The 23,850-nt window shown below is 37.8% G+C and carries 18 protein-coding genes and 1 pseudogene; 10 read left to right on the top strand and 9 right to left on the bottom strand.

Annotation, left to right across the window (positions count from 1 at the left end):
• Positions 1-125: 125 nt before the first annotated feature.
• From ABN236_RS14150 to dmsD, 4 genes are all read left to right on the top strand, one after another.
• Entirely contained in the window at positions 126-2,546 is a 2,421-nt protein-coding gene (locus ABN236_RS14150) for a DMSO/selenate family reductase complex A subunit (protein ID WP_194951450.1), read from the top strand.
• Positions 2,543-3,184 carry a DMSO/selenate family reductase complex B subunit gene (locus ABN236_RS14145; protein WP_349474272.1) on the top strand — a complete coding sequence of 214 codons (642 nt, stop codon included), beginning with the start codon at positions 2,543-2,545 and terminating at the stop codon, positions 3,182-3,184. The genes ABN236_RS14150 and ABN236_RS14145 overlap by 4 nt, the downstream gene beginning before the upstream one ends.
• The gene (locus tag ABN236_RS14140) at positions 3,181-4,080 is read left to right on the top strand and encodes a dimethyl sulfoxide reductase anchor subunit family protein (protein ID WP_318620344.1); all 900 of its coding nucleotides are present in this window, start codon (positions 3,181-3,183) and stop codon (positions 4,078-4,080) included. The genes ABN236_RS14145 and ABN236_RS14140 overlap by 4 nt, the downstream gene beginning before the upstream one ends.
• A 78-nt stretch (positions 4,081-4,158) precedes the next feature.
• Complete coding sequence (gene dmsD, locus ABN236_RS14135) at positions 4,159-4,728, top strand: Tat proofreading chaperone DmsD (RefSeq protein ID WP_270756351.1); 570 nt, start codon at positions 4,159-4,161, stop codon at positions 4,726-4,728.
• 98 nt (positions 4,729-4,826) lie between these two features.
• Here dmsD and norR read toward each other — a convergent pair whose 3' ends face one another.
• On the bottom strand, positions 4,827-6,344 hold the full coding sequence (norR, locus tag ABN236_RS14130; RefSeq protein WP_318620340.1) for a nitric oxide reductase transcriptional regulator NorR: 1,518 nt from the start codon (positions 6,342-6,344) through the stop codon (positions 4,827-4,829).
• A 190-nt stretch (positions 6,345-6,534) separates the two neighbouring features.
• On the opposite strand from norR, the gene norV reads away from it, so the two are divergent.
• The 3 genes from norV to ytfE all read left to right on the top strand — a co-directional run bounded on the left by norV (position 6,535) and on the right by ytfE (position 10,095).
• Complete coding sequence (norV, locus tag ABN236_RS14125) at positions 6,535-7,983, top strand: anaerobic nitric oxide reductase flavorubredoxin (RefSeq protein ID WP_098941608.1); 1,449 nt, start codon at positions 6,535-6,537, stop codon at positions 7,981-7,983.
• Positions 7,980-9,134 carry an NADH:flavorubredoxin reductase NorW gene (norW, locus tag ABN236_RS14120; protein WP_349474271.1) on the top strand — a complete coding sequence of 385 codons (1,155 nt, stop codon included), beginning with the start codon at positions 7,980-7,982 and terminating at the stop codon, positions 9,132-9,134. Before norV ends, norW begins: the two co-directional genes overlap by 4 nt.
• Before the next feature lie 298 nt (positions 9,135-9,432).
• Complete coding sequence (gene ytfE / locus ABN236_RS14115; RefSeq protein WP_194951456.1) at positions 9,433-10,095, top strand: iron-sulfur cluster repair protein YtfE; 663 nt, start codon at positions 9,433-9,435, stop codon at positions 10,093-10,095.
• A 317-nt stretch (positions 10,096-10,412) separates the two neighbouring features.
• On the opposite strand, the gene ABN236_RS14110 is transcribed toward ytfE, so the two are convergent.
• On the bottom strand, positions 10,413-11,159 hold the full coding sequence (locus ABN236_RS14110; protein ID WP_349474270.1) for a phosphoribosyltransferase: 747 nt from the start codon (positions 11,157-11,159) through the stop codon (positions 10,413-10,415).
• Positions 11,160-11,245: 86 nt separating this feature from the next.
• Entirely contained in the window at positions 11,246-13,453 is a 2,208-nt protein-coding gene (locus ABN236_RS14105) for an extracellular solute-binding protein (protein ID WP_349474269.1), read from the bottom strand.
• Between the two features lie 362 nt (positions 13,454-13,815).
• On the opposite strand from ABN236_RS14105, the gene ABN236_RS14100 reads away from it, so the two are divergent.
• The 3 genes and pseudogenes from ABN236_RS14100 to ABN236_RS14090 all read left to right on the top strand — a co-directional run bounded on the left by ABN236_RS14100 (position 13,816) and on the right by ABN236_RS14090 (position 16,638).
• A complete protein-coding gene (locus ABN236_RS14100) occupies positions 13,816-14,637 on the top strand; it encodes an MBL fold metallo-hydrolase (RefSeq protein WP_006534465.1) in 822 nt (273 codons plus the stop codon).
• A gap of 13 nt (positions 14,638-14,650) precedes the next feature.
• Positions 14,651-15,890 (top strand): annotated as a pseudogene (locus tag ABN236_RS14095) (MFS transporter).
• 34 nt (positions 15,891-15,924) lie between these two features.
• Positions 15,925-16,638, top strand: coding sequence for an MgtC/SapB family protein (locus ABN236_RS14090; RefSeq protein WP_109395250.1), 714 nt, complete (start codon positions 15,925-15,927; stop codon positions 16,636-16,638).
• An 81-nt stretch (positions 16,639-16,719) separates the two neighbouring features.
• Here the strand turns inward: ABN236_RS14090 and ABN236_RS14085 are convergent, their stop codons facing one another.
• From ABN236_RS14085 to ABN236_RS14060, 6 genes are all read right to left on the bottom strand, one after another.
• The gene (locus ABN236_RS14085; protein WP_349474268.1) at positions 16,720-18,702 is read right to left on the bottom strand and encodes an acyltransferase family protein; all 1,983 of its coding nucleotides are present in this window, start codon (positions 18,700-18,702) and stop codon (positions 16,720-16,722) included.
• A 103-nt stretch (positions 18,703-18,805) separates the two neighbouring features.
• Entirely contained in the window at positions 18,806-19,519 is a 714-nt protein-coding gene (locus ABN236_RS14080; RefSeq protein WP_349474267.1) for a hypothetical protein, read from the bottom strand.
• Positions 19,520-19,699: 180 nt separating this feature from the next.
• Positions 19,700-20,590, bottom strand: coding sequence for a dihydrodipicolinate synthase family protein (locus ABN236_RS14075; protein WP_194951460.1), 891 nt, complete (start codon positions 20,588-20,590; stop codon positions 19,700-19,702).
• Positions 20,591-20,762: 172 nt separating this feature from the next.
• On the bottom strand, positions 20,763-21,650 hold the full coding sequence (locus ABN236_RS14070; protein WP_088494247.1) for a MurR/RpiR family transcriptional regulator: 888 nt from the start codon (positions 21,648-21,650) through the stop codon (positions 20,763-20,765).
• Positions 21,651-21,839: 189 nt separating this feature from the next.
• Positions 21,840-22,313, bottom strand: coding sequence for an N-acetylneuraminate anomerase (gene nanQ, locus ABN236_RS14065; RefSeq protein WP_088494246.1), 474 nt, complete (start codon positions 22,311-22,313; stop codon positions 21,840-21,842).
• Positions 22,314-22,326: 13 nt separating this feature from the next.
• Positions 22,327-23,817: a sodium:solute symporter family protein gene (locus ABN236_RS14060; protein WP_088494245.1), complete on the bottom strand. Its 1,491-nt coding sequence runs from the start codon at positions 23,815-23,817 to the stop codon at positions 22,327-22,329.
• Positions 23,818-23,850 lie beyond the last annotated feature (33 nt).

Here is a 23,850-nt window from a genome sequence, read left to right as displayed (position 1 = left end):
TCAATAATAATGCAGCGGATACCAGGCATTCCCTTTATTCATAGCCTAGAAAAATCACGCACATTCTTTATATCAAGTATCGGGTATATCGGGATCCGCCTATTATGTTTAAGGTAGAGTTCATTATGAGCAATCAGTCCGATCACGATAGTGATACAAAGAGCATTCTCAACGATGTTAGCCGCCGTCACTTTATTCAAGCGAGCTCAGCATTAGTCACCCTTCCTTTTCTCGCATCAAACTCTTTTGCTGCGACAACTGATAACGCTATCCCAGTAAAATCAATAACAACCGAAGATGGTGAGCGCGTTGTTTCAACTTGCAGTAGCTTTGACTGTGGCGGTAAATGTGACATTCGTGCCCATGTAAAAGACGGCAAAGTTACCCGTATTAGTACACGCCCAGATGCTGATTTAGATGAAGAAATGCCAATTATGCGTGCCTGTGTACGAGGCCGTGGTTATCGTAAATTTGTCTATCATCCAGACCGTTTAAAATACCCAATGAAACGCGTGGGTAAACGTGGCGAAGGTAAATTCGAACGTATCACTTGGGAAGAAGCAACCACCCTTATTGCGCAAAATATGCAACGTATTAACCAGCAATATGGTCCAGCATCTCGCTTTGTGAGTTTAAGTACAGGTGTGACTGGCGGTATTTTCTCTGGTGCGAATATGTTACGTCGTCTGTTTAATATCACAGGCGGTTTTCTGGAAAACTATCACTCTGTCAGTAACGGTAATACCCTTGCGGTCACTCCTTATACTTACGGTACAGCCGCCAGTGGTAGCACACTCGATACGTTAGAAAATACCCCTCTTGTGATTTTATGGGGTCATAACCCTAACGAAACTATTTTTGGTCATTCAAACCATTTCTTCCAAAAAATGAAGAAAAACGGCACTAAATTTATTGTCGTTGACCCGCGTTATTCAGATACCGCTTCTTCTTTAGCTGATCAGTGGATCCCGTTACTGCCAACGACAGATAACGCCATGATGGATGCGATGATGTATGTCATCGTAAGCGAAAATCTGCACGATCAAGCCTTTATCGATAAATACACAGTTGGCTTTGATGAACACCAAATGCCTGAAGGTGTAGGTGAAAATGAATCTTTAGTTGCCTATTTAATGGGTAAAAAAGATGGTGTTAAGAAAACCCCAGAGTGGGCTGAAACCATCACTAAAGTCCCAGCAGATACCATTAAGCAATTAGCTCGTGAATATGCATCGACAAAACCGGCGGCATTAATGCAAGGCTGGGGTCCTCAACGTCATATTTGTGGTGAACGGACGGCGCGGGGTGCGACATTACTTGCGACTATCACTGGTAATGTCGGTGTTCGTGGTGGTTGGGCTGCGGGTTATGGCATGGCATTAAACTCTGAACTGCGTAAAACCATTGCAGGGCCAAGCCTATTAACTAACCCAGTAAAAGCGAAAATCAATATCACCAACTGGGTACAAGCGTGTGAAGATAAGAATTTAGTCACGCCACAAAATGGGTTACTGAACGCCGAGAAACTTGATACTGAAATCAAGATGATTTTCTCAATGGCGGGTAACTACATGACAAACCAAAATACCGATATTCTTCATGCTGCAAAAGTACTTGAAGATGAATCAAAAGTAGAATTTATCGTTTGTAGTGATCTCTATCTAACCCCAAGTGCAAAATACGCCGATATTTTACTGCCAGAAACCAGCTTCTTAGAACGCTGGAATATCGGTGGTACATGGAGCTATGGCGACTACATTATTCTTTCTGAAAAAGTGATTGAGCCTGAATTTGAACGCCGCACTGACTACGACTGGTTACGTGAAGTTGCCGATAAATTAGGTGTAGGTGAGCAATTTAGCGAAGGCAAAGAGACTGACCGTGATTGGATTGAATATTTAGTTGATGACGCGAGTGTTAAACGCCCTGAAGACGGTATTCCAACCTTTAAAGAGTTGTTAGTTAAACGTCGTCATCTATTAAAACATCGTCCACATACTCAAAATGTGGCGTTTGAGAAAAATATCCAAGATATCGAGAATAATCCATTCCCAACGCCATCAGGCAAAATTGAGATTTTCTCTAAGCGTTTATATGACATGAATAATGTCGATATTCCTGCGCTCTCTCATTATGTACCCGCCATTGAGGGTCCTGAAGATACGTTAACGGATAAATTCCCATTACAACTTATCACATGGAAAGGGCGTAACCGCGCAAACTCAACGCAATTTGCCAACCCTTGGTTGCAAGAAGTACAGCGCCAAGAACTCTGGCTAAACCCGTTAGATGCTCAAGATAGAAACATCAAAGAAGGCGAAAAAGTCAAAGTGTATAACGATCGTGGGATCACGATGGTTCCCGTCAAATTAACACAGCGAATTATGCCTGGTGTCGTCGCCTTGCAAGCAGGTGCTTGGTGGCAACCTGATGCAAAAGGCATAGATCAAGGTGGATGTGCCAACGTATTAACATCATCCCGTAGCACCGCAATGGCACACGGCAATGCTCACCAAACATTATTGGTCGAGGTAGCAAAAGCATGAGTAAATTTATCGTTTATCCCGCTGTGAGCAACAAACAGTTAGGATTTTATATCGACAGCGCTCGCTGTTCAGGTTGTAAGGCGTGTCAGGTTGCTTGTAAAGATAAAAACAACCTCGATGTTGGACGCAAATTTCGTCGTGTTTATGAAATCACTGGCGGCGGTTATACCCGCAATCCTAAAGGTGCGCTGGTCAATAATGTCTTTGCTTACACGTTGTCTATCTCTTGTAACCATTGTGACGACCCAATCTGCGTTAAAAACTGCCCAACAACAGCAATGCATAAGCGTGAAGGCGATGGCATTGTCATGGTAGATACAGACAAATGTGTCGGTTGTGGTGCTTGTGCGTGGTCTTGCCCTTACGGTGCGCCACAAATGAATCCAGAAACCAAACAGATATCAAAATGCGACTTTTGCATCGATTTACAGCAAAAAGGTGAACAACCCGTTTGTGTTGCGACTTGTCCGCTAGGTGCAATCCAATTTGGTCCTATTGATGAACTGCGTGAACGCTATGGTGATTTAGATTATGTCACGGGTTTACCTTCCCCTGAAATAACGCATCCAAACCTTGTTATTAACCCACATCAGGGTGCCAATAATGACGGAATTAATAATAAGGGAGAAAGAAAATGAATGAATGGTCATTATTAATCTTCACATTTATGATGAATGCGACCATTGGTCTTGCGCTAACAACAGGGCTTTTTGCTCGCCGCCTTTCTCATTATCTCAATGCAGAAAGCTACTATCGTTTTATGCTGTTAGCCTTATTTGTTATTTGTGGATTAGCCGGTTTAGGCTCTATCGCTTCAATTACTCACTTAGGTGTGCCATTAAATGCCCCTAATGCCATTAGAAATGTTTTTTCTGCTTGGCTAAGTCGTGAAGTCGCCGTCACTGCTATTTTTGTCGGTTGCCTAGGATTAACCTTTTTATGGCTCTGGCGCACTCGCAAACTCTCAATGCTGTTATTAAGTACCAGCATTCTGATTGGGCTATTTGATATTTATTGCATGGCATCGATTTACCGCCATACCTCCATTTTGACATGGATGGACCCTAATACTTACGTGATGTTCTTTGGTGCGATGCTAACGCTTGGTGCTGCTATTTTCTTTTTGCTGATCAAAGTATTACAACGCATAGGAAGTAAGTTAGGTATTGAAATACCACAAGACTCTTTCCCAATGCGCTGGAAATGGCAATTATGGGGAATAATGGCATTTAGCTTAATCGGTCGATTACTGTATCAACCTTTTTATGAGCAATATTTAACTAGCACGTTATATAGCCAAAAATCGGTGACATTCCCGTTATCACCTATTCAAGTGTATTACTCCATTGGTTCATTACGTACTACATGCTGGATCTTAGCAACCTTTGCAGTATTGGCTTGTGGCTATAGTTTAGTAAAATTCCTAGCCCCTAAAAATCAAGGTAAAACAACCGAGTCTATTTTTGCACTTGGTTGCGTTATCGCGATTATCGCTGACTTTATGTTGCGTTATGTTTTCTACTCAATTCACTAATTGTAATTGAGCTTGTTGTTTAAATAATAAAAAACAAACCTCATTAATTGGGGTTTGTTTAAGGAAGTATCAAAAATTATGAGCAGACTCTCTTATTATGCGGCTGCATTTAATTTATTGGGAATTTGTTATTTATTCCCACCTGATGATGACACCAATAAAACGGCACTCAACTTTTTTAAAACTGGGGATTTTGCAGCACAGTGGCCTTGTAAAATTGAAAGCCGCTTGTGTGAACGTTTAATTGATTCTGTTTCTATCGATACAGAGCAATTAAAAACCCAATGGCAAAATCTTTTTGTTGGCCCTAATGCATTGCCAGCCCCCCCTTGGGGCTCAGTCTATTTAGATCCTGAAGGCTTATTACAAGGGGATTCTACCCTTGCACTAAGTGAGTTTTTAAAACGGGAACGCTTAAAAGTAAACACGCCTTTTCCAGAGCCTGTTGATCATATCGGTTTGATGTTATTTCAAGCTGCGGTATTGGCATCAGAAAACAGAGAAGAAGCGGTTAATGAATTATTATCCCTTCATTTGACCACATGGCTACCTCACTATTTAAATAAATTAAAAATGAGTGGGTATAGCCAATTTTATAGCACATTGACAGAACTGGTAACCATCACGGTGAACGCATTCAGAAAATAGAAATTTATTAACAACTTATCATCCTAACATAATTATTTAAGGTAATTTGGACCACGCACCCAAATTACCTTTTTTCGTTTAAGACATTTCTTTTTAAATTATGACGACTTTAATCCTAATCGTTTGGTTAAACGACGTAAGTTAGCGGGATCGAGTGATAATTCTCGCGCCGTTGCCGCCCAATTTTGGTTATTACGTAGCAATGCTTGTTTAATTAAATCCCGCTGAAATTCATCTGTTGCTTCTTTTAAATTCTTTTCTTCCGAAGGTAATGCTTGAGAGGTAGAGTGAACTGGATTTTCAGCCCCTAAAGCAAAATGGCTAACTTGTAAAATAAGGCTATCGGTTTTATTTCCAGCTCTTGCCAACACAATTGCTCGATGAATGGTATGTTCTAATTCACGAACATTGCCTGGCCAAGAATAGTGTAATAAATAAAGGCGTAATTCAGGACTAATAATCACTTGCGTGAGGTTAAAACGCTGACGATATTGCTCGCAAAAATAACCTACTAATAGCAAAATATCTTCATCTCTTTCTCGTAATGGCGGAACATGTAAAGGAAAAATGCTTAACCGATGGAAAAGGTCGGCACGAAAATTTCCCGCTAATACTTCTTCCCATAAATCACGATTCGTTGCCGCTAATACACGCACATTAACGCGTAAATTACGATCATCACCAATACGTTGAATATCACCATATTGTAAGACACGCAGTAATTTAGCTTGGAGTGATAATGATAATTCGCCTATTTCATCAAGAAATAAAGTTCCATTATCTGCCATTTCAAATTTACCACTACGATGGCTAATTGCGCCGGTAAAAGCTCCCTTCACATGCCCAAATAATTCACTTTCTGCCACACTCTCAGGAAGTGCCGCGCAATTTAAATAGACTAACGGATTATCTGCACGATTAGACATTTCATGAATGGCTTTTACCACCAGCTCTTTACCCGTTCCCGTTTCTCCACTCACTAGAATATTCATATCTGCGGGGGCAACAATTTCTATCTCTTTTTTCAGTTGCATCATCGAAGGCGATAAACCAATAATTTCTGTTTTTACTGTAGGCTTAAACGTATTGGTTGGCGTAAATAACATATTTTGATTTTCGAGTTGCTCAATCAATAACGCATTATTTAATGCACCAGAGGTTAATGCAGCAATTAAACGTAATTCTTCATCACTAAAAGTATCGAACTGATGAGGGTCCATTCCATCAAGTGTTAACGTACCAATTAAATCTTGCCCTGCAAATAATGGTAATCCCACACAAGCATGAACTTTTAAATGCTCTCTATCTGGGATAAGTCCATCATAAGGGTCGGGTAAATCGCTGTCCGCGGGGAAGCGAACCACGTCGCCCGCCCGCGCGATAGTTTCAAGGCGAGGATGTCCTTCGAGTAAAAACCGACGACCTAAAACATCAGGTACAAGACCATCTATGGCTAATGGAATAAATTGATGAGGCTCATAACGAAGCAACGCAGCTGCATCGCAATTTAACACTTGCCGAAGCGTGGTCACCAGTCGCTGAAACCTATCTTGATGACCCACATCTTTTTGTAATTCAATGGCAATTTTAGCCAACACATCAACGGAAAAGCCCATAAAAACACCTCATAGTCATTATGACTGTTATTATGGTCATTTTGACATGATAAAGATAGTCATATTGACAATATTTAAATCACCGTAAAAACAAAAGTCATTTTAAAACAATAAGATAAAAACTGGCACGCTTCTTGATTATATCTATACATATCCCTATGAAAAGATTAATGAGAAGGAACAATACAAAATGGCTATTCATGTTAAAAATAATGTTAATTGGGTTGGACAACGTGACTGGGAAGTTCGTGATTTTCATGGCACTGAATATAAAACATTATTAGGAAGTAGCTATAACAGCTACCTAATACGTGAAGAAAAGAATGTCCTTATTGATACAGTTGACCATAAATTTAGTCGCGAGTTTGTACAAAATTTACGAGCTCAAATTAATCTGGAAGAGATTGATTACATTATTATTAATCATGCAGAAGAAGATCATGCTGGCGCACTTACTGAGCTGATGTCTTTTATTCCTAATACCCCAATTTATTGCACAGCAAATGCGATTGATTCAATCAATGGTCATCACCATCACCCTGAATGGAATTTTAATATCGTTAAAACAGGCGATAGCCTTGATATTGGCAATGGTAAGCAACTAATTTTTGTTGAAACGCCAATGCTACATTGGCCTGACAGTATGATGACCTATTTAACGGGTGACGCGATTTTATTTAGTAATGATGCCTTTGGTCAGCACTATTGTGATGAGCGTTTATTTAACGATGAAGTTGACCAAACAGAATTATTTGAGCAATGCCAACGCTATTACGCCAATATTTTGACGCCATTTAGCCGCCTTGTAACACCCAAAATTAATGAAATTTTAGGCTTTAATTTACCTGTCGATATGATTGCCACTTCTCACGGCGTGGTATGGCGTGATAATCCAACACAAATCGTTGAATTATATTTAAAATGGGCAGCAGACTATCAAGAAGATCGCATCACTATTTTCTATGACACCATGTCTAACAATACCCGTATGATGGCAGATGCCATTGCACAAGGTATCAATGAAATTGATCCTAACGTGTTTGTAAAAAGCTATAACGTCGCCAAAAGTGATAAAAATGACATTATTACCAGTGCATTTCGTTCTAAAGGCGTGCTTGTTGGTTCATCAACAATGAATAATGTCATGATGCCAAAAATTGCCGCCATGCTTGAAGAGATGACGGGCTTACGTTTTCGTAATAAGAAAGCCGCTGCTTTTGGGAGTTATGGTTGGAATGGCGGTGCCGTTGACCGTATCCAAACCCGCTTAATGGATGCTGGATTTGAAACCGCACTAGCGCTAAAAACCAAATGGCGTCCAGACATGCAAGCACAAGAGATTTGTCGTGAGTATGGCCGTGAAATTGCACGTCAATGGGCTTTAGCGCCACTTCCTGCGACCCAATCTTGTTGTACAACCTCATCACAACCTGAAGTTACCACAAGTGTTGAAGCTATTGATTTAGGTCCACGTATGCAATGTAGTGTATGCCAATGGATTTACGATCCAGCAGTAGGTGAACCAATGCAAAACGTTCAACCTAATACACCATGGAGTGAAGTACCTGATAGCTTCTTATGCCCTGAATGCTCATTAGGAAAAGATGTCTTTGATGCGCTTGCAAAGGAGGCAAAATGAGTACAGATCTTCTCAATAATGGGATTGTTATTATTGGTGCGGGGTTTGCTGCGCGCCAATTAGTCAAAAATATTCGCAAATTTAATGCAGATATTCCCATTACCCTCATTGCCTCAGACAGCATTGATGAATATAACAAGCCAGATTTAAGCCATGTTATTAGTCAGGCTCAAAATGCGGATGATCTAACAAAACAAACAGCTGAAGACTTTGCGCAACAATATCAACTATCCATTTATCCTTATACACAAATTGTTGATATTAATACGGATGAAAAACGTATTCAGAGCACTCAAGGTGAGCAATGGTATTACGATAAATTGGTATTAGCGACTGGCGCTAAAACTTATTGTCCTGCTATTTCGGGCCATGAGTTAATGTTTACGCTTAATAGCCAACAAGAATATCGAACTTATGAAGCACAAATTCATCAAGCTAAGCGCGTATTAATTTTAGGTGCGGGTTTAATTGGTACTGAATTAGCGATGGACTTTAGTCGGGCAGGTAAAGAAGTGATCCTTGCAGATATTTCAGGACAATTATTATCTTCCCTGATCCCCTCCGATCTCAGTGGACGCTTGCAATCTAGCCTCACTGAAATTGGTGTACGATTAATGCTGAAATCACCATTACAGTCATTAGCACAAACCGACAACGGTATTTTAGCGACATTTAATCGACATCATCAATTAACCGTTGATTGTGTTATTGCCGCAACAGGACTCACGCCAAATATAGAGCTTGCCCATCTTGCAGGTTTGCATACTGATCGTGGGATTATTGTGAATGAATATCTACAAAGCAGTAATAGCGATATTTATGCCTTGGGCGATTGTGCACAAATCAACGGTAATTTATTACCCTTTTTACAGCCAATACAATTAAGTGCGATGCATTTAGCAAAATCACTTGTGGGCGAAAACAATGCACCTCTTAATTTACCACCGATGATTATTCGGGTGAAAACACCGTTAATGCCACTACATCTTGCCGGTGAAACTGCTCGTAATGACTTAACGTGGAATATTAATACAACACAATCGGGTGTTATCGCCAAAGGCTTTGATGAAAACGACGTATTGCGCGCCTTTGTCGTAACGGAAGAACAAGTAAAAGAAGCTTTTGCTTTATTAAGAGCACTGTCCGCTTAATTTAAGCAGTGATATCGCTAAACAAAATCAGCAACGCTATAACTTGAATAGACACAAACAGATACTCTAAATAATTCAAGAGTTACAACTTAAATAGACGCAAACAGATACTCTAAATAATTCGAGGTGTAGCTAGGCGACAAGTAAATGAGTCGCTAGGAGCATACATAAGTATGTGACTAGTGCGAATGAACGCAGTCAACAACGCTACAACTTGAAGTATGACGAGTATAAGTATGTGACTAGTGCGAATGAACACAGTCAACAACGCTGCAACTTGAAGTATGACGAGGAAATTATGAACTTACGTGACCAACCATTAGGCCAACTGGCCCTATCCATTTCCGGCGCCAGTGCCATATTCCGCCAATATAACCTCGACTTCTGCTGTGGAGGAAAAAGAACATTAAGCAAATCTGCGGAGAAAGCAGGACTCAACATTGATGAAATTGAAAGTAAATTAATTGCCCTTTCAGAACAGCCATTAGAAAAAGATTGGCGACAAGCACCATTAAGTGAAATTATTGATTTTATTATTGTTCGTTATCATGACAAACATAGAGCACAATTACCGGAGCTTATTCTACAAGCAGAAAAAGTAGAACGAGTTCATGAAGCAAAACCGACTGTCCCTAAAGGGTTATCTCGCCAATTAACACTATTATTAGAAGAGCTAACAAGCCATATGATGAAAGAGGAACGCATTCTCTTTCCTATGATAAAGAATGGATTGGGAAGCCAAGCTGGGGCCCCTATTAGTGTTATGGAACACGAACATGATGATGCAGGTGAAATTGTTGAAGTGATTAAATTTATTACCAAAAACGTCACACCACCACCTGAAGCCTGCACCACATGGCGAGTACTTTATAATGGTATTAATGAGTTTATTGACGATTTAATGAATCATATTAGCTTAGAAAACAACTTATTATTTCCAAGAGCATTAGCGGGCGAGTAATTACAATCCTGACTTACTTGATTATCGTCCTTACCCTTTTAAAGCCATATTCTTACTTTAAATTAGCTCACCTAAACGACAAAAAGCACCTTAAATAGGTGCTTTTTGCTTAAACAATACAGATCTAAACTTGCAATATTTTACAACTTTGCATTGTTGCCTTATCCGCTTCCTAAGGTGTATACATTTTGATCCTTACGATCTGACCATATACAAGGGTGCAGCGCGGGCGACGTTCGATAATTTATAGAGCAGGGCCGCTCATACCAGCTCTTGAACAAATACTATATTGATAGTAATTGTAATGCAAGCCATACTCATTTTCGAGATGAGCCAAATATTGTCAATGCTTCAATTCTCACATTAGGGTAACGAGCTCTAATAATATTCTCTGCGCACACTAAAGATGTTCCTGTCGTTATCATATCATCAACTAATAATATTCGTTGTGGAGGCTCAGTGCTGCAAAGAATATTTCCCCACATAAGAGGATTAACATATTTACGTAATTTTATTCTCTTTATCGCTTTTATTTGAAATGGAGTTTCTAGGCTATTTGATGAGATAAATCGTTTAATATCTTCGTGAATAGCACTTTTATCTTTTGAAGAGATCTTTAAATCTCGAGTACAACGTAAAACTTCTGCTGAAGTTACTTTATCTAAAGCATTTGGCTGACAAATACCTATCTGAGTTCTTTTTTGAACCATGCTAGCAAATCGATTACACACAGAACTACTTGAAGGTAAAGGAACAATCCAATCCCATTGGGATGTGTTACTTAAAAAGGCGGGTAATATTTGACGAAAACTAAGACATAGCATTCCGATATCTCTGGGTCTGGTGATAAGACCATGCATTCCCTTTAAAGCATAAAGCATTGGACTATTATCACCAGGTAAAGAGCGATCTCGTTTACCTTTAGTTCGAGAAAAAATAGAAGTTACTTTAAGATCTCCAAGAAAAAAAATAGCAGGATTTCCATTTGGAGTTGTAACACAAAAATCATTATGTGCATGATCAACAGTAACTAAATTATTCGATATATCAATAACAAAGCCCACAGAAAATTCCCTAAAAAGAAGATAAATGCCTCTAAATGAAGCTCTTAAAAATCCCACATCCTTATTATTTCTGTTAAATCAAAACCTTACCGCTCACCTTGAGTATCTATTAACAAACGCTGATTTATATATTCGATAGTCTCGTCTATCGTCATAATATTATTAACGACATTAGTAATACCTTGCCCAATAATCGTTTCTGCTTGGCGTAAATTAAATAATTTGCCATTTGGTACTGATGACTCTCGTATTCCCTTATTAATTTCTTGATAAGCCAATGTCATCCACGGATAACGATGACTAATTTCTTGGTTATGGCTGAAATTTTGATGATTACTGTTTCCACCTAATAAAATAAGGTGATCCATAACCATTGGGGAATAAAGCCAACGATAAAATTGCTCTGCATATTGTGATTTTTGGCTATAACGCGAAACCCCTAATACACCACCGCCTAATTGCGGAATACTTCCCGGTACAGGTGCAAAACCTGTTTTAGGTAAAATATTACTATGAGCAACATCGTTAAATAAATTCATATAAGCGATAAGCATAGCAAGATGCCCTTGCTCAAATTGTCTAACCGACTCACTCCACCACTTATTATGAATATTCTCAGTGATCGACAACTGTTTTAAATATTCTTCTAATATTTCACCAGCTAAAGGCATTTCCAATCTAGGAATATTATGACTTCCTATTAAACACCCGCCTTTTGCGTAATAACGTAATAAATACTCTGTTGCGATCAGCCCTGCACTACCCAATGTTGTTGAAGCTCCCATTGGGCGACTTAATTGCCCTTCTTCATGTTGTTCAGTAAAAAACTGCGTCACATTATCGTATTCTTCAAATGTTGTCGGTACGGTTAACTCATTACCTGTTTTTTCGTAATACATTCTTTTTAAAATAGGATCTTCAAACAAATCTTTTCGATAAAACAAGAGTTGCGCACTGGCATCAAAAGGCATGGCGTAAGCAACATTATTCACTAAACTAAATTTCTGCTGAGTAGGCAGTGAAAAATTATTTAATAAGTCTGTTAATCCGTTACCGATTTTATCTAATGGCTGTAATATTCTTTCTGCAAACCAAGGAAAACAAGCCATATCAATACGCAATAAATCATAATATGGGTGCAAATGTAACTGACTTAATATTTGATAAACTTCATCGTAAGGGTGTATCGCTAAATTAACTTTAATGCCTGTTTGGCGATAAAAATGAGGTAATAGCTTTTTTAATGCACTGGTTGAAGGGCTAGGTAAAATCAGTAAATTAAGACTGATATCCGCTTTATCTTCACTGATAACTGCCGGAGTTAAAGTATAAAGATGGTCACTTTGATTACGCACACAAGTCACATTCTTTTCAGTTATTTCACCTTCATCCTCTTCTTGCATTAATGCATCCATGACTTCTAATCCAAGTTGAGCGTAATTCATTGGAAAGTAATACAACCCTTTTAATACAGGTGGAATATTGTCGCTCAATGCAAAGATAGGTGGGCAATCATTATGACTACCGAAATAACTGGCTTGTGTTAAATAACGTGCTTTCTCTATATCTTGAGCAATAAATATGTCTGGGATTTGCTCCATAGAAAAGAAATCAAACGCAATTTTATAACTCTCTTCATCTGACGCACAAAGCACCACATTTTTCTTATTGGGTGCCTTCTCTAAAAGTCGATTTTGTAATTCATTGGCAAAGTTTTGATTATTTACATAGTCGCTACTTCCTATAAAAATACCCACTAATTTACCTGTCGTTTTTGCAATCTGTTGGCAAATAGCTTCTGCTGCTTGAGCAAAATCGAGTGTGAAATATCGTTGAGTATTTAGAGGTTCACGATAAACAAATGCAACTTGAGAAGGCGGTAATTTTAACGTGTCAAAATAGATATTTGCATCTTTGAGACAGCTAACGGTGATCACTTGTTTATAGCCACCTGCTGCAATTTTCTGTAACGCCTCTAATTCTGTAGTTTCAAGATCATCGGTTAAAAAAAGATCGTAAGTGACCTCAGGAAAGTGAGCAATAGACTGTCTTAAGGAATTAAAGAAAACGGCATATTTTTCAGAGACTAATTGAGGTAGAAGTATGGCAATTTTATGGCTTTTATTGGTTCTTAACAGTTGAGCCTGCGTATTTAATTGATAGCCCATTTTTTTGGCGGCTTGATACACAGCTTCAATTTTCTCAACACTCACATTTCCACGTTTATTCAATACGTTAGAAACCGTTCCATGAGAGACACCCGCTAATTTTGCAATATCTTTAATCGTTGCCATTGACCTTTTTCCATCTCAATTTCTGCTTTCACTAGCATACCTGAATTATTTATCGCGACTACTGCTAATTGATTTGAACGTTCCATTTTTAATTTGTTTATAAAACAAGCGTTTACTACTTATCAAAAACAAATAATTATCAAAAACAAATAATTATCAATATCAATTAAAAGTTATATCAATATTAATCAATATGATAAGAAATTTAATTTGAATGAGATCACTGATCTGATCTTCATTTATTGGCAAATGATTTTCATCATTTTATTATTGGAACGTTCAAATTAATCTATAACTTATAGATAGCCAACACCAGATAATTAATAAAATCATAATAAAACAATAGGATAAGGGGATTTCTTATGAAACTTCATTTTTTAGGGACGGCTGCCTCAGAAGGCATACCCAATCCCTTCTGCCGTTGTGAACACTGCCTAAAAGCAAGAGAACTGGGTGGGAAAGATATCAGAACTCACTCTTCTGCCATTGTCGATGACATTATGTTAATCGACGTATCACCTACATTTAGTTACCAATTAATGCGTGATGGAATGGATGCTACCAACTTTGAAAGCCTTCTATTCACTCACACTCATCCGGATCATTTCAATGTTGGCGATCTGTTTAGCCGAATGGAAGGTTATGGTTTTGAAATTAACCATCCTCTTCATATTTTTGGTAATGATCGCGCGATTAATGGTTGTATCGAAGTTTTACCTGGTTACAGCAAAGAGCGTTTTGCTTTTCACTGCTTAATTCCTTTTGTTACTGTCGAAAGAAATGGCTATAAAATTACACCATTACTCGCTAATCATGCGAAATGGGAACTTTGCTATGTTTATCATATTGAGAAAGATGGCAAGGTTATTTTCTATGGACATGATTCTGGTTGGTTCCCTGAATTAACATGGAAATGGTTAGAAAATAAACCACTAGATATCGTTGTTTTTGAATGTACTTATGGACTCAATGGTAAAGATCGTACCGATAATCATATGAGCCTAGAAACGGTATTTGCAGCGAAAGAAAAACTGCAACAGCAAGGTTGTTTACATCAAGATACACAAATTGCCGTTTCGCATATTTCACATAGCGGCAAATTGCTTCATCACGAATTAGAAGCTGTTTGTGCTCCTCATAATATCCGCGTTGCCTACGACGGATTAACGTTAGAAACAAATTAAGAGGAGAACGATGATGGATATGAAAATAACCTCTCGCTTACTGATAATGATGTTTGTGCAATATTTCATGCAAGGTGCGTGGAATATGACTATGGGGCTGGTATTAAGTAGCTATGGTATGGCAAGCATTATTGGTAATGCCTACGCTTTATTAGGTGTCGCTACCATTATCTCCCCATTATTTATTGGTATGGTGGCTGACCGTTTCTTTGCTTCACAAAAAGTCATGGGCATCCTTCATTTAATTAATGCCGCAGTCATTATTTGTGTTCCTCAATTTATTGAAGCACAAAACAGTGGCATGACTTTATTCTTAATTTTCATTATTGGATTATCCAACAACTGCGCTTTCAAATAGTATTAGTTTCTCCCATATTAATGGCGTGAAATATTTCCCTATTATTCGTGTATTCGGTACGTTTGGTTTTATGGCCATCGGATTTATATTAGGTGAAATGGGCTTCTCTGGTAGTACGATGACTTGGTATATCGCTTCTGCTGTGGGTGTTTTACTTGGTTTCTACTGCTTTACCTTACCTAACACGCCACCGAAAGCAAAAGGTAAGCCATTCTCTACTCGTGATATTTTATGTTTAGATGCGCTTTCATTATTTAAAGATCGTTATTTCGCTATCTTAATGTTTAGTATCTTTATTTTAATGATCCCAAAAACAGCTTACTCCGCTTATATTCCCGTTTTTATTAAAGCATTAGGTTTTAATAACGCGGCGTCTATTATGCAAATAGGTATAGCCTGTGAAGTTCTGTTTATGTTCGTATTGTCATTCTTCTTAATGAAGTTTGGCTTCAAAATTACATTACTTTTAGGTGCTGTTAGCTGGATCATTCGCTCAATATTCTTCTCTTATGCCGCGGTAAATACAGAGTTTTATTTTATCGTTATCGGATTAATGTTACAGGGATTATGTTGGGACTTCTTCTTTACTGCTGGTGATATCTATGTTGACCGCAAAGCCAAACCGGAAATTCGTGCTCAAGCACAAGGCCTACGCTTTATTGTCTCTAATGGTTTCGGCTTATTATTTGCTTCCACTATTTGTGGTCAAATCTTTAATTCAACCGTAACAGAAACAGGTGATGCTGCATTACCACAGTGGTCAACATTCTGGATATATCCAGCAATCGTTGCTGCCGTTGTCACCCTATTCTTTATCTTCTTCTTTAAAGATGATGTGAGTAAAAAGAAAAATAACGAAGACAAGAAAGCACCAGAAGGTGCAGTAACTCCTTAGTCTTAGAATAATAGGCCAACGTTAGGAGCAAACCGTGGACGCATTAATTCAGTTTGTTGGCAGCATTGGCCCTTTATCACTATCAAGTATCGCTAAATTACTGGCCGCCTTTATTTTGGGTGGCCTTATTGGCTTAGAGCGTGAATCAAAGGGAAAACCTGTCGGTTTTAAAACCTGTGTCATTATTGCCGTTGCCAGTTGTTTATTAACCATTGTCTCTATTCAATCTGCAGAATATTACGCCAATATTTCAGACAATATTCGTAGTGATCCCATGAGATTAGCGGCACAAATTATCAGCGGTGTCGGCTTTCTTGGCGCTGGCGTTATATTGCATCGACGTGATGATGCAATTTCAGGTCTGACGACCGCAGCCATAGTATGGGCGTCAGCAGGTGTTGGTATTGCTTGTGGCTCAGGTTTTTATTGGCATGCCATGATTGTGACTGTTCTCTTTTTTATGGCTATTCAACTTAGCCCGCAAGTGGTGCTATTTCAGATGAAAAACCAACGCTTAGGTAAGATTAAAGTGCGCATGTTATTTACTCATGAAAGCGGTGTTCCTCTTTTAATTGAGTATTTAAAAAACCATAAAGATGTCATTGAGAATCTGACTATTCGCGATATTAAAAAAGAGCGCGTTGAAGTGAACTTGAAACTGTTAGTTCGGCAAAAAATTACCTTACCCGAATTTTATTGCTCATTAAAACAGCTTGAACATGTTCATTCTGTTTCTTTGGATCATTAATATATTCAAAAATAAAAAGTGCGCTTTATCTAAGATAACTGCGCACTTTTTTATTGTTTTGATGATCGATTAACTGTCTTGTTAAGGATTTTTCACGACTAACGGATTACCAAAACGCTCTAAATACATCATGCCAAAGATTGTTGAAGCATAGTCTGTAATATGTCCTACATCACGATAAACTGGCACACCTTCTATATCGGTTAGACAGACATTTTTATCACACTGCACATCTTTAGGATCGATGATAATTAAAGTTGGATAATCCTTTTTTAACTTAACAAATAACTGATTCATCCATGTGTTTCCCTCACCTTTATAGTTTTTTGGGTTACAGTTATTATCTGCAAAATCCTTTCTTAATTTTGCATTTTCATAAAAACAGGTCATAAAGCCACTTGGCATAGAATTAACTGTTTTAATAAAAACAGGCTTAGCCCCTGTGGCAATAATAATATCAAGCGCTTCGCGCATCGCTTTCTCAACACGTTTGCGAGACTCTTCAACGGTTCTAACATCACCTATCTTATTAATGACATGATTTGACGCGTAGTTATTCCAAACTTGCCCAAATATTACATAATCGAAGTGGCTATTCTTGATAAGTTGATAATATTTCGCCGTTTGATCGTAACAACGTTGATAAACTGTATTTTTATGATTAGACCAGTCATAAAGATAAATATTAGGAAGCGTAATACACGATGAAGTTGCTTGTGCATATACATCTATCTTGGCGTCTTTACCCAAAATATCCATAAAGCCCCAATAATGATTTGCATGAGAATCACCAAATAAAAAGGCTTTTTTCTGACTTCCTACTTCACCAATATGGCACATTTTATCTGGATCAGTGGCTTCAAAATTCATACATTTAGTTCGATTGGGATAATCAAACTGATTCAATTTTTCTTCTAAATTAACGTAATTTTGACCAAGCCTTGCTCCAATACCTTGATATTTTTCATTCAATGCATTTAGCCCAAAAGCAAATAAAATAGGAATAATTAATAAGAGAGTGATGGAATATTTAAAGGCTAAGCGCTTTCTTCTAAACGGTTTTTCAATCAGAAAATAAGAGCTAATCGATAGCAATAAGGTTAATGCTAACATCGATCCCTTTTGCAGTTCTGTATTAAACACACCAATATAACGTGCAACTGCAAATAATGGCCAATGCCATAAATAGAGAGAGAAAGATAATAACCCGATAATCACGATTGGCTTTAGTGAGAGTATTTTTTCAATAATGCTTCCATGTTGTCCGGTATAAATGATTAGCGCAGCACCAAGACAAACATACAACGTATTAAGGTTCGGATAACCTGCAATAATATCGTTTTGAAATGCAACCCAAACAATAACACCTAACGCAATTAAGCTAATAACGTCATTTATTCTTTGATTAGGTTTTATCTTTGTTGGGAAGTAGGCAACACAAGCTCCCAGCATAAATTCGAAGATCCGCGTACTAAAATAGTAGTAATTTTTCGGTTGATCTTTTTGGTAATAAAACACCAGAATAAATGAAATAGCAGTGACTAACACCACTAGATAAAAATGATTAACCCTTTCTTTTGCATTGATTTTATGTAGAAAATAAAGTGCAAAAGGTAAAAAAAGATACCATTGCCACTCTATCGCTAAAGACCATGTATGCAATAACGGTAAAAAGAGTGCATCTTGCGCTGCATAGCTGGTTGTCGCTCTCGCAAAATATTTATTAGAGAGGAAGGCTGAGGCATATTTCTCGCTATTTGTAATATCCAAATAATCACTAGGTAGGTAAAAAAGCCCAGAAATCACTAGAACTGAAATTAATACGACAAGATAAAGTGGTTGTAATCGCCATAATCGACGATTATAAAAATCACGAAATGAAAAATTACCTTGTGATAATGAAGTTTTAATTATCAGCGAAATCAAAAAACCAGAGATCACAAAAAAAATATCAACACCAATAAACCCTGACGGAATTAAGCGATTATCCAAATGAAAAAGGATAACCAGAATAACAGCGACCGCTCTTAAACCATCTACATCAGCACGATATTTGACATTCATAATTCAAAAAAATAATCCAAATAAAAAGAATCGCTGGATTATATACTAATTAGCCATATCGCTTTAGTCACAAAAAGATGTGATAGCCATTTAATACTTAATATTAATAGCACCGAAATGGCCATAACTGATTAAATTCCATCGTTAAACCCAATTGCACTTCAGATGAAAGCGAACCTTTGCTTACCACAAATTTTGGATGTCGAATAATAATAGGGGTATTAATCGCATGATGTATTAATGATCGGTTTTGCTCTAGCTCATCATAAAGCTGCTTCATCTCTGCTGATGACGTATTTTCACCTAATCGCCCAAGCGTGATATGAATAATGTCTTTATGAAGCACGCTTTCAATTGGGATTTGCTGATAAATTTGCTGCCTAAAGAGTGTTAATTCCTCTGAGATACCCGTTAATATCAAACTGCCATTGGATGTGAGTACAACGTCATTAAATAAAATTTCGATACTTTTTATTTGATTAAAGATTTTTGCAATCTCATGACACCACGATAATAATACGGGTCGTTGCAGTTTAAACTGCTCATTTTGTTGATTAAAAATTGTTAATAATGTGGAATGAAATTCTTGTGGTTGAGTCAATTCAATAAATGGAAACTTAAGCGCAAGCTGTTCACAATAAGCGATTAGTTTTTGACTAAAAGGAATAAAGCTTTCCTCAATTTCAGGCTGAGAAATTATTAATTGCCCTGCATTTAAGCTGACATCAATAATACTTTCATCATTAACTTGTCGTTGCCAAATTTCGCCAGTTGCCAGTTTTTTGAGTGTTGCTTGTGTCAGGAATTCGTATGCCATCCGTACACCTTAATAAGAATAAAATAGTAACTCGTACTTTGGTTTGAGTGGCATTTAAAATCAAGTTTTAGAGTCAATAATAAAAAAGTGGCTTTCTTCTAAAAGCCACTGTCACATCAAAGGGGGAGAGATGTTAAAAAATGGGTCTATCTATAAATAATTCAATTAAAGCTAAATTGATTACAGAAAATCAGCTGCTTTAAACTTCGCTAATGCATCAGCTTTTTGCTCTGCTGTCATTGGGCGTAATGGGCGACGAGGAGAGCCCACATCAATACCATGCAGCTGCATTGCTACTTTTCCTGCTGCAACACCGCCGTACTCAACTAAAACACGAATAATCGCAATCACCTTATCCATGCAAGCAGTAACACCTTCATGATCACCAGCTTTAAATTTTTCAATAATTTCAAGATATAATGGTGCAGCATAGTTATATGTACTGCCGACAGCGCTTGATGCACCACAGGCTAATCCAGCAGGAATAAATTCATCAACACCAAATGGAACATCGTACTTTCCGCCATCTACGCGTAAGCAACGCTGGAATTCATACATATCCGGGGAATTAAATTTCATACCAGATAAATTAGGTATTGTTTTACCCGCTACTTGTAGGAATTTTTCCATATCAATATTTAAACCTGACATGGTGGAGTGATAATAGTAAAAACCTTTAGAAGGTGCGCTAGCAGCGGCCAAACGGCAATATTCAACAAGATCATCAACATTACCTGGTTTGAAGAAACAAGGACCAATAACGGATGTTGCTTTGATATCTAAGGTTTCGGCATGGCGAGCAAGTTCTAGCGTATCAGCAATACTTAATGCACCTGTATGAATAATAAGATCAAGCTTACCCTGACTTGCATTAACCCAGCGTTCAGCTACTTTCTTACGTTCTTCAACAGAACAATGAATACCTTCGCCTGTTGTTCCTAATACATAAGCACCTGTCACACCACTTGCAATTAGGTGTTTTGCTATTTCATCAATGACAGAATAATTAACGCTACCATCAGTTGCAAAAGGAGTATGAGGTGCGGCAATCAGTCCAGAGAGTTTGTTCATGATAACTTCCTTTGGAGGTTAATTTCTTTTATATTAATTTTATGGAGCTTAACTCTATATTAGGGAGCAATACTTCAGAACGCAATAACGAAATGAGCATTAAAGGAAGAGAAAAATGAAAGTGTGATCTTTAGCCAATTTTCACTAAAAATCACACAATGTAGAGATAAACTTATGCGGAGTGAGTCTGTTTTAACGCATTCAATGTTCGCAATTTTTGCTCTTTAACCATATCAGGCTGAGCTTGCACTAATAGCGTATAAAGAAGATCTAATACAAAGAGTTGTGCTGTTTTTGTACCAATAGAGTCACCTTGCAGTTTCCCTTGTCGGTTACCATTAATTAAATGATGATCAGCATACTCCATAATTTGTGAGCCTAAATTATGAGTCAATGCGATCGTGCTGGCTCCTGCTTCTTTAGCTAATTTAAGAGCATGGACCGTTTCAGGAGAATTACCGGAATGGCTAATTCCAATAGCCACATCGCCTGGTTTTAATAACGAAGCTTGCATATACATAAAGTGGTTATTTGTAACAGCATCAACACGATAACCAATTCGCATAAGCTTATTTTTTAAATCTTCGGCTGTAATTCCTGAAGAGCCAACACCACAAATAAAAATATAATTTGCTGATAATAAAGCATTTACAGCACCTTGAACTTGCTTCATATCGAGCAGATTCAATGTCTCTGATAGTACGTTATTAATCGTTGCTTGAAGTTTTAAACCAATGGTATGGATATCGTCTTGATGAGTCACTTCTGCATCAAGAATAGGCGACTCTTCATTATCAGAGGTCGCCATTTCAATCGCCAAATCCATTTTAAAATCTTGAAACCCTTTATAACCCAATGTACGGCAAAAACGCACAACCGTCGCTTCACCCGCTTTTGTTGCTTGTGAAAGTTGGGCAATAGAGAGTTGAGTAACTTCTGTAGGATGGAACAGGATATAGTCTGCAATACGCTGTGATACTCGCGTTAGACTATTTTTCATTGCGCCTAGCGTATCAAGTATTTTACCCGGCTTTAATCGAGTCGTTGCCTGTTCTGTCATGGAGATTATCCTTGGTTGCAGAAGATACACGGAAAAAAATTCTGCCAACAAGAGTACCAATTCCAACAGGTTAAAAAAAGCCTTGCTCATACAATAATATGATAATAAAAAACGCTTTATTCCTTAATAGCATCAGAATACAACTTACTGATACATCAGAAATAAAGCGCTTAATAAAAATAGTAATTATTAGTCAGTTAATGCAGTGACATCTAACTTAACAACGACTTTCTTCAGTGTGTTTGCACCCTTTTCAGCCGAAATTCCCGGTTTATGAGGTTCATAAGGCATAAAAACAGCAAACATGCTTGATGAAAGCGTTAAGGTCTGTTGACCTATTATTGTATCGGTTAATTGGTAATCATCAGCCTCATTATAAGGTGTTACATTTTGAGCAGAACCCTGTATACCAAAATCAATAATTTCTTCACCACTAAGCAATATTTGAATATCAATATAACGCTGGTGTAATTCAGCTCGCTTCTGTTCACGAGGCTGTGTTTCAAACGTCATTACATTCATAAATAGCGTTTCACCATCGATTTTATAACTACCCGGAGCAAGTGAAGTAGGGTCAAGCGCTAATGCTCTTTCCATCGCGTCACGCAATGCGGGATTCATTTCTGGCATTGTAGCCAAATCTGATATGTGTCCAAATAACATAGATTTTTCCCTATTAGTTTCCTGATGTTTCACTATCATCTAATGAAATTTGTTTTGCTGATGCGAAAAGCGGTGCTGTAATTGTTCCTGCAATAACAACAGACATCGCGCCAATCACTCCGTAGAAGAAGAAATTAAGATCACTGCCATAACGCGCAGCTAATACTGCAATAATACTGACAATGATCCCGACAACTGCACTACCTGCATTTGCACGTTTGACAAAAATACCCAGCATAAACAAACCGGTCATTGGGCCACCCATTAAACCAATCAGACTATTAAAGGCATCCCAAATTTCGGACTCATCAGATAAAACTAACCAAATTGCAGCCAAGCTACTAAAGACGCCAGCAACAATAATGACTAATCTTGCAACTTTCATTTTTTGTTCAGCGCTGCGTTCAGATTTACTTAAACGAGTGTAGATATCAGAGTTAAAACAGCTTGAGATACTGTTTAAGCTACTCGAAATACTAGATTGAGCAGCTGCAAAAATAGCTGCAATAATTAATCCTGCAATACCGACAGGCATTTCAGTCACAATAAACAGAGGTAAAATTCCGCCTGTATTAAAGCCTTCAGGTAAAAAATTAGGATTCTGTTTGTAATACACAAACAAAGCAGATCCAATAGCAAAGAAGAAGATAGGAATAATGGCAACTAATTTTGCATTTGTTATCAGTGTACGTTTTGTTTCTTCAATGGAATCCGTCACAATATAGCGCTGTACAACATCCTGACTTGCTGTAAATTGTTGAATATTAGCGAATAAAAAACCGATCATCAAAACAGGGATGGTGCTATCAGTCCAACTCCAACGAAATTGAGTCGTAGGAAAGAATTTATCAGCTTGTGATGTTGCAGTGAAAATCTCAGTAAATCCACCATCAACTTTAAAGCAGATCATAATAAAAATAAGAACTGCACCACCTGAAAGTAATAACCCTTGAATAACGTCTGTCCAAATAACACCCTCAATGCCGCCCATCCAAGTATAAATAATACAGAGCAAGCTAATCAGTACGATTAAGACAACAGGATCGATACCCATAAAAGGACGTAGAGCAAGTACAGTTAAATAAGTAATAATGGCAACCCGACCAATATGGAATAACATAAATGAAAGGCTGGCAAATAAACGACTGCGTACATCAAAACGTGCTTCTAAATATTCATAAGCCGAAGTGATTTTTAATTTTCTAAAGAAAGGAATATAAAAATAAAAAACTAATGGCAAAATAGCGATAGCTAAATATTGCCCGATAATAAAAGTCCAGTCGGAGGTATAAGCTTTTGCTGGGATCGACATAAAAGTAATAGAACTTAAAGTAGTCGCGAAAACAGAAACCCCTGCAGCCCAACCAGGAACTCGACCTCCTCCACGAAAATAATCATCCGCTGTTTTTTGGCGTTTAGAGAAATAAACACCCACGAGTAACATTGCTGCTAAATAACCAAACAGCACTGCATAGTTAATAAAACCAAAATCATGTAATTGCATTTTTTAGTCCTGCCATATGTAGGGTAAAAGGTA

Source organism: Proteus sp. fly-1013, assembly GCF_040140245.1.
Classification (GTDB): domain Bacteria; phylum Pseudomonadota; class Gammaproteobacteria; order Enterobacterales; family Enterobacteriaceae; genus Proteus; species Proteus mirabilis_B.
This window is presented reverse-complemented; position numbering and strand designations above follow the sequence as displayed.

Coding starts and splice junctions, on each gene's coding strand:
- ABN236_RS14150 (WP_194951450.1), top strand. CDS start 126: ATGAGCAATCAGTCCGATCACGATAGTGATACAAAGAGCATTCTCAAC.
- ABN236_RS14145 (WP_349474272.1), top strand. CDS start 2,543: ATGAGTAAATTTATCGTTTATCCCGCTGTGAGCAACAAACAGTTAGGA.
- ABN236_RS14140 (WP_318620344.1), top strand. CDS start 3,181: ATGAATGAATGGTCATTATTAATCTTCACATTTATGATGAATGCGACC.
- dmsD (WP_270756351.1), top strand. CDS start 4,159: ATGAGCAGACTCTCTTATTATGCGGCTGCATTTAATTTATTGGGAATT.
- norR (WP_318620340.1), bottom strand. CDS start 6,344: ATGGGCTTTTCCGTTGATGTGTTGGCTAAAATTGCCATTGAATTACAA.
- norV (WP_098941608.1), top strand. CDS start 6,535: ATGGCTATTCATGTTAAAAATAATGTTAATTGGGTTGGACAACGTGAC.
- norW (WP_349474271.1), top strand. CDS start 7,980: ATGAGTACAGATCTTCTCAATAATGGGATTGTTATTATTGGTGCGGGG.
- ytfE (WP_194951456.1), top strand. CDS start 9,433: ATGAACTTACGTGACCAACCATTAGGCCAACTGGCCCTATCCATTTCC.
- ABN236_RS14105 (WP_349474269.1), bottom strand. CDS start 13,453: ATGGCAACGATTAAAGATATTGCAAAATTAGCGGGTGTCTCTCATGGA.
- ABN236_RS14100 (WP_006534465.1), top strand. CDS start 13,816: ATGAAACTTCATTTTTTAGGGACGGCTGCCTCAGAAGGCATACCCAAT.
- ABN236_RS14085 (WP_349474268.1), bottom strand. CDS start 18,702: ATGAATGTCAAATATCGTGCTGATGTAGATGGTTTAAGAGCGGTCGCT.
- ABN236_RS14080 (WP_349474267.1), bottom strand. CDS start 19,519: ATGGCATACGAATTCCTGACACAAGCAACACTCAAAAAACTGGCAACT.
- ABN236_RS14075 (WP_194951460.1), bottom strand. CDS start 20,590: ATGAACAAACTCTCTGGACTGATTGCCGCACCTCATACTCCTTTTGCA.
- ABN236_RS14070 (WP_088494247.1), bottom strand. CDS start 21,650: ATGACAGAACAGGCAACGACTCGATTAAAGCCGGGTAAAATACTTGAT.
- nanQ (WP_088494246.1), bottom strand. CDS start 22,313: ATGTTATTTGGACACATATCAGATTTGGCTACAATGCCAGAAATGAAT.
- ABN236_RS14060 (WP_088494245.1), bottom strand. CDS start 23,817: ATGCAATTACATGATTTTGGTTTTATTAACTATGCAGTGCTGTTTGGT.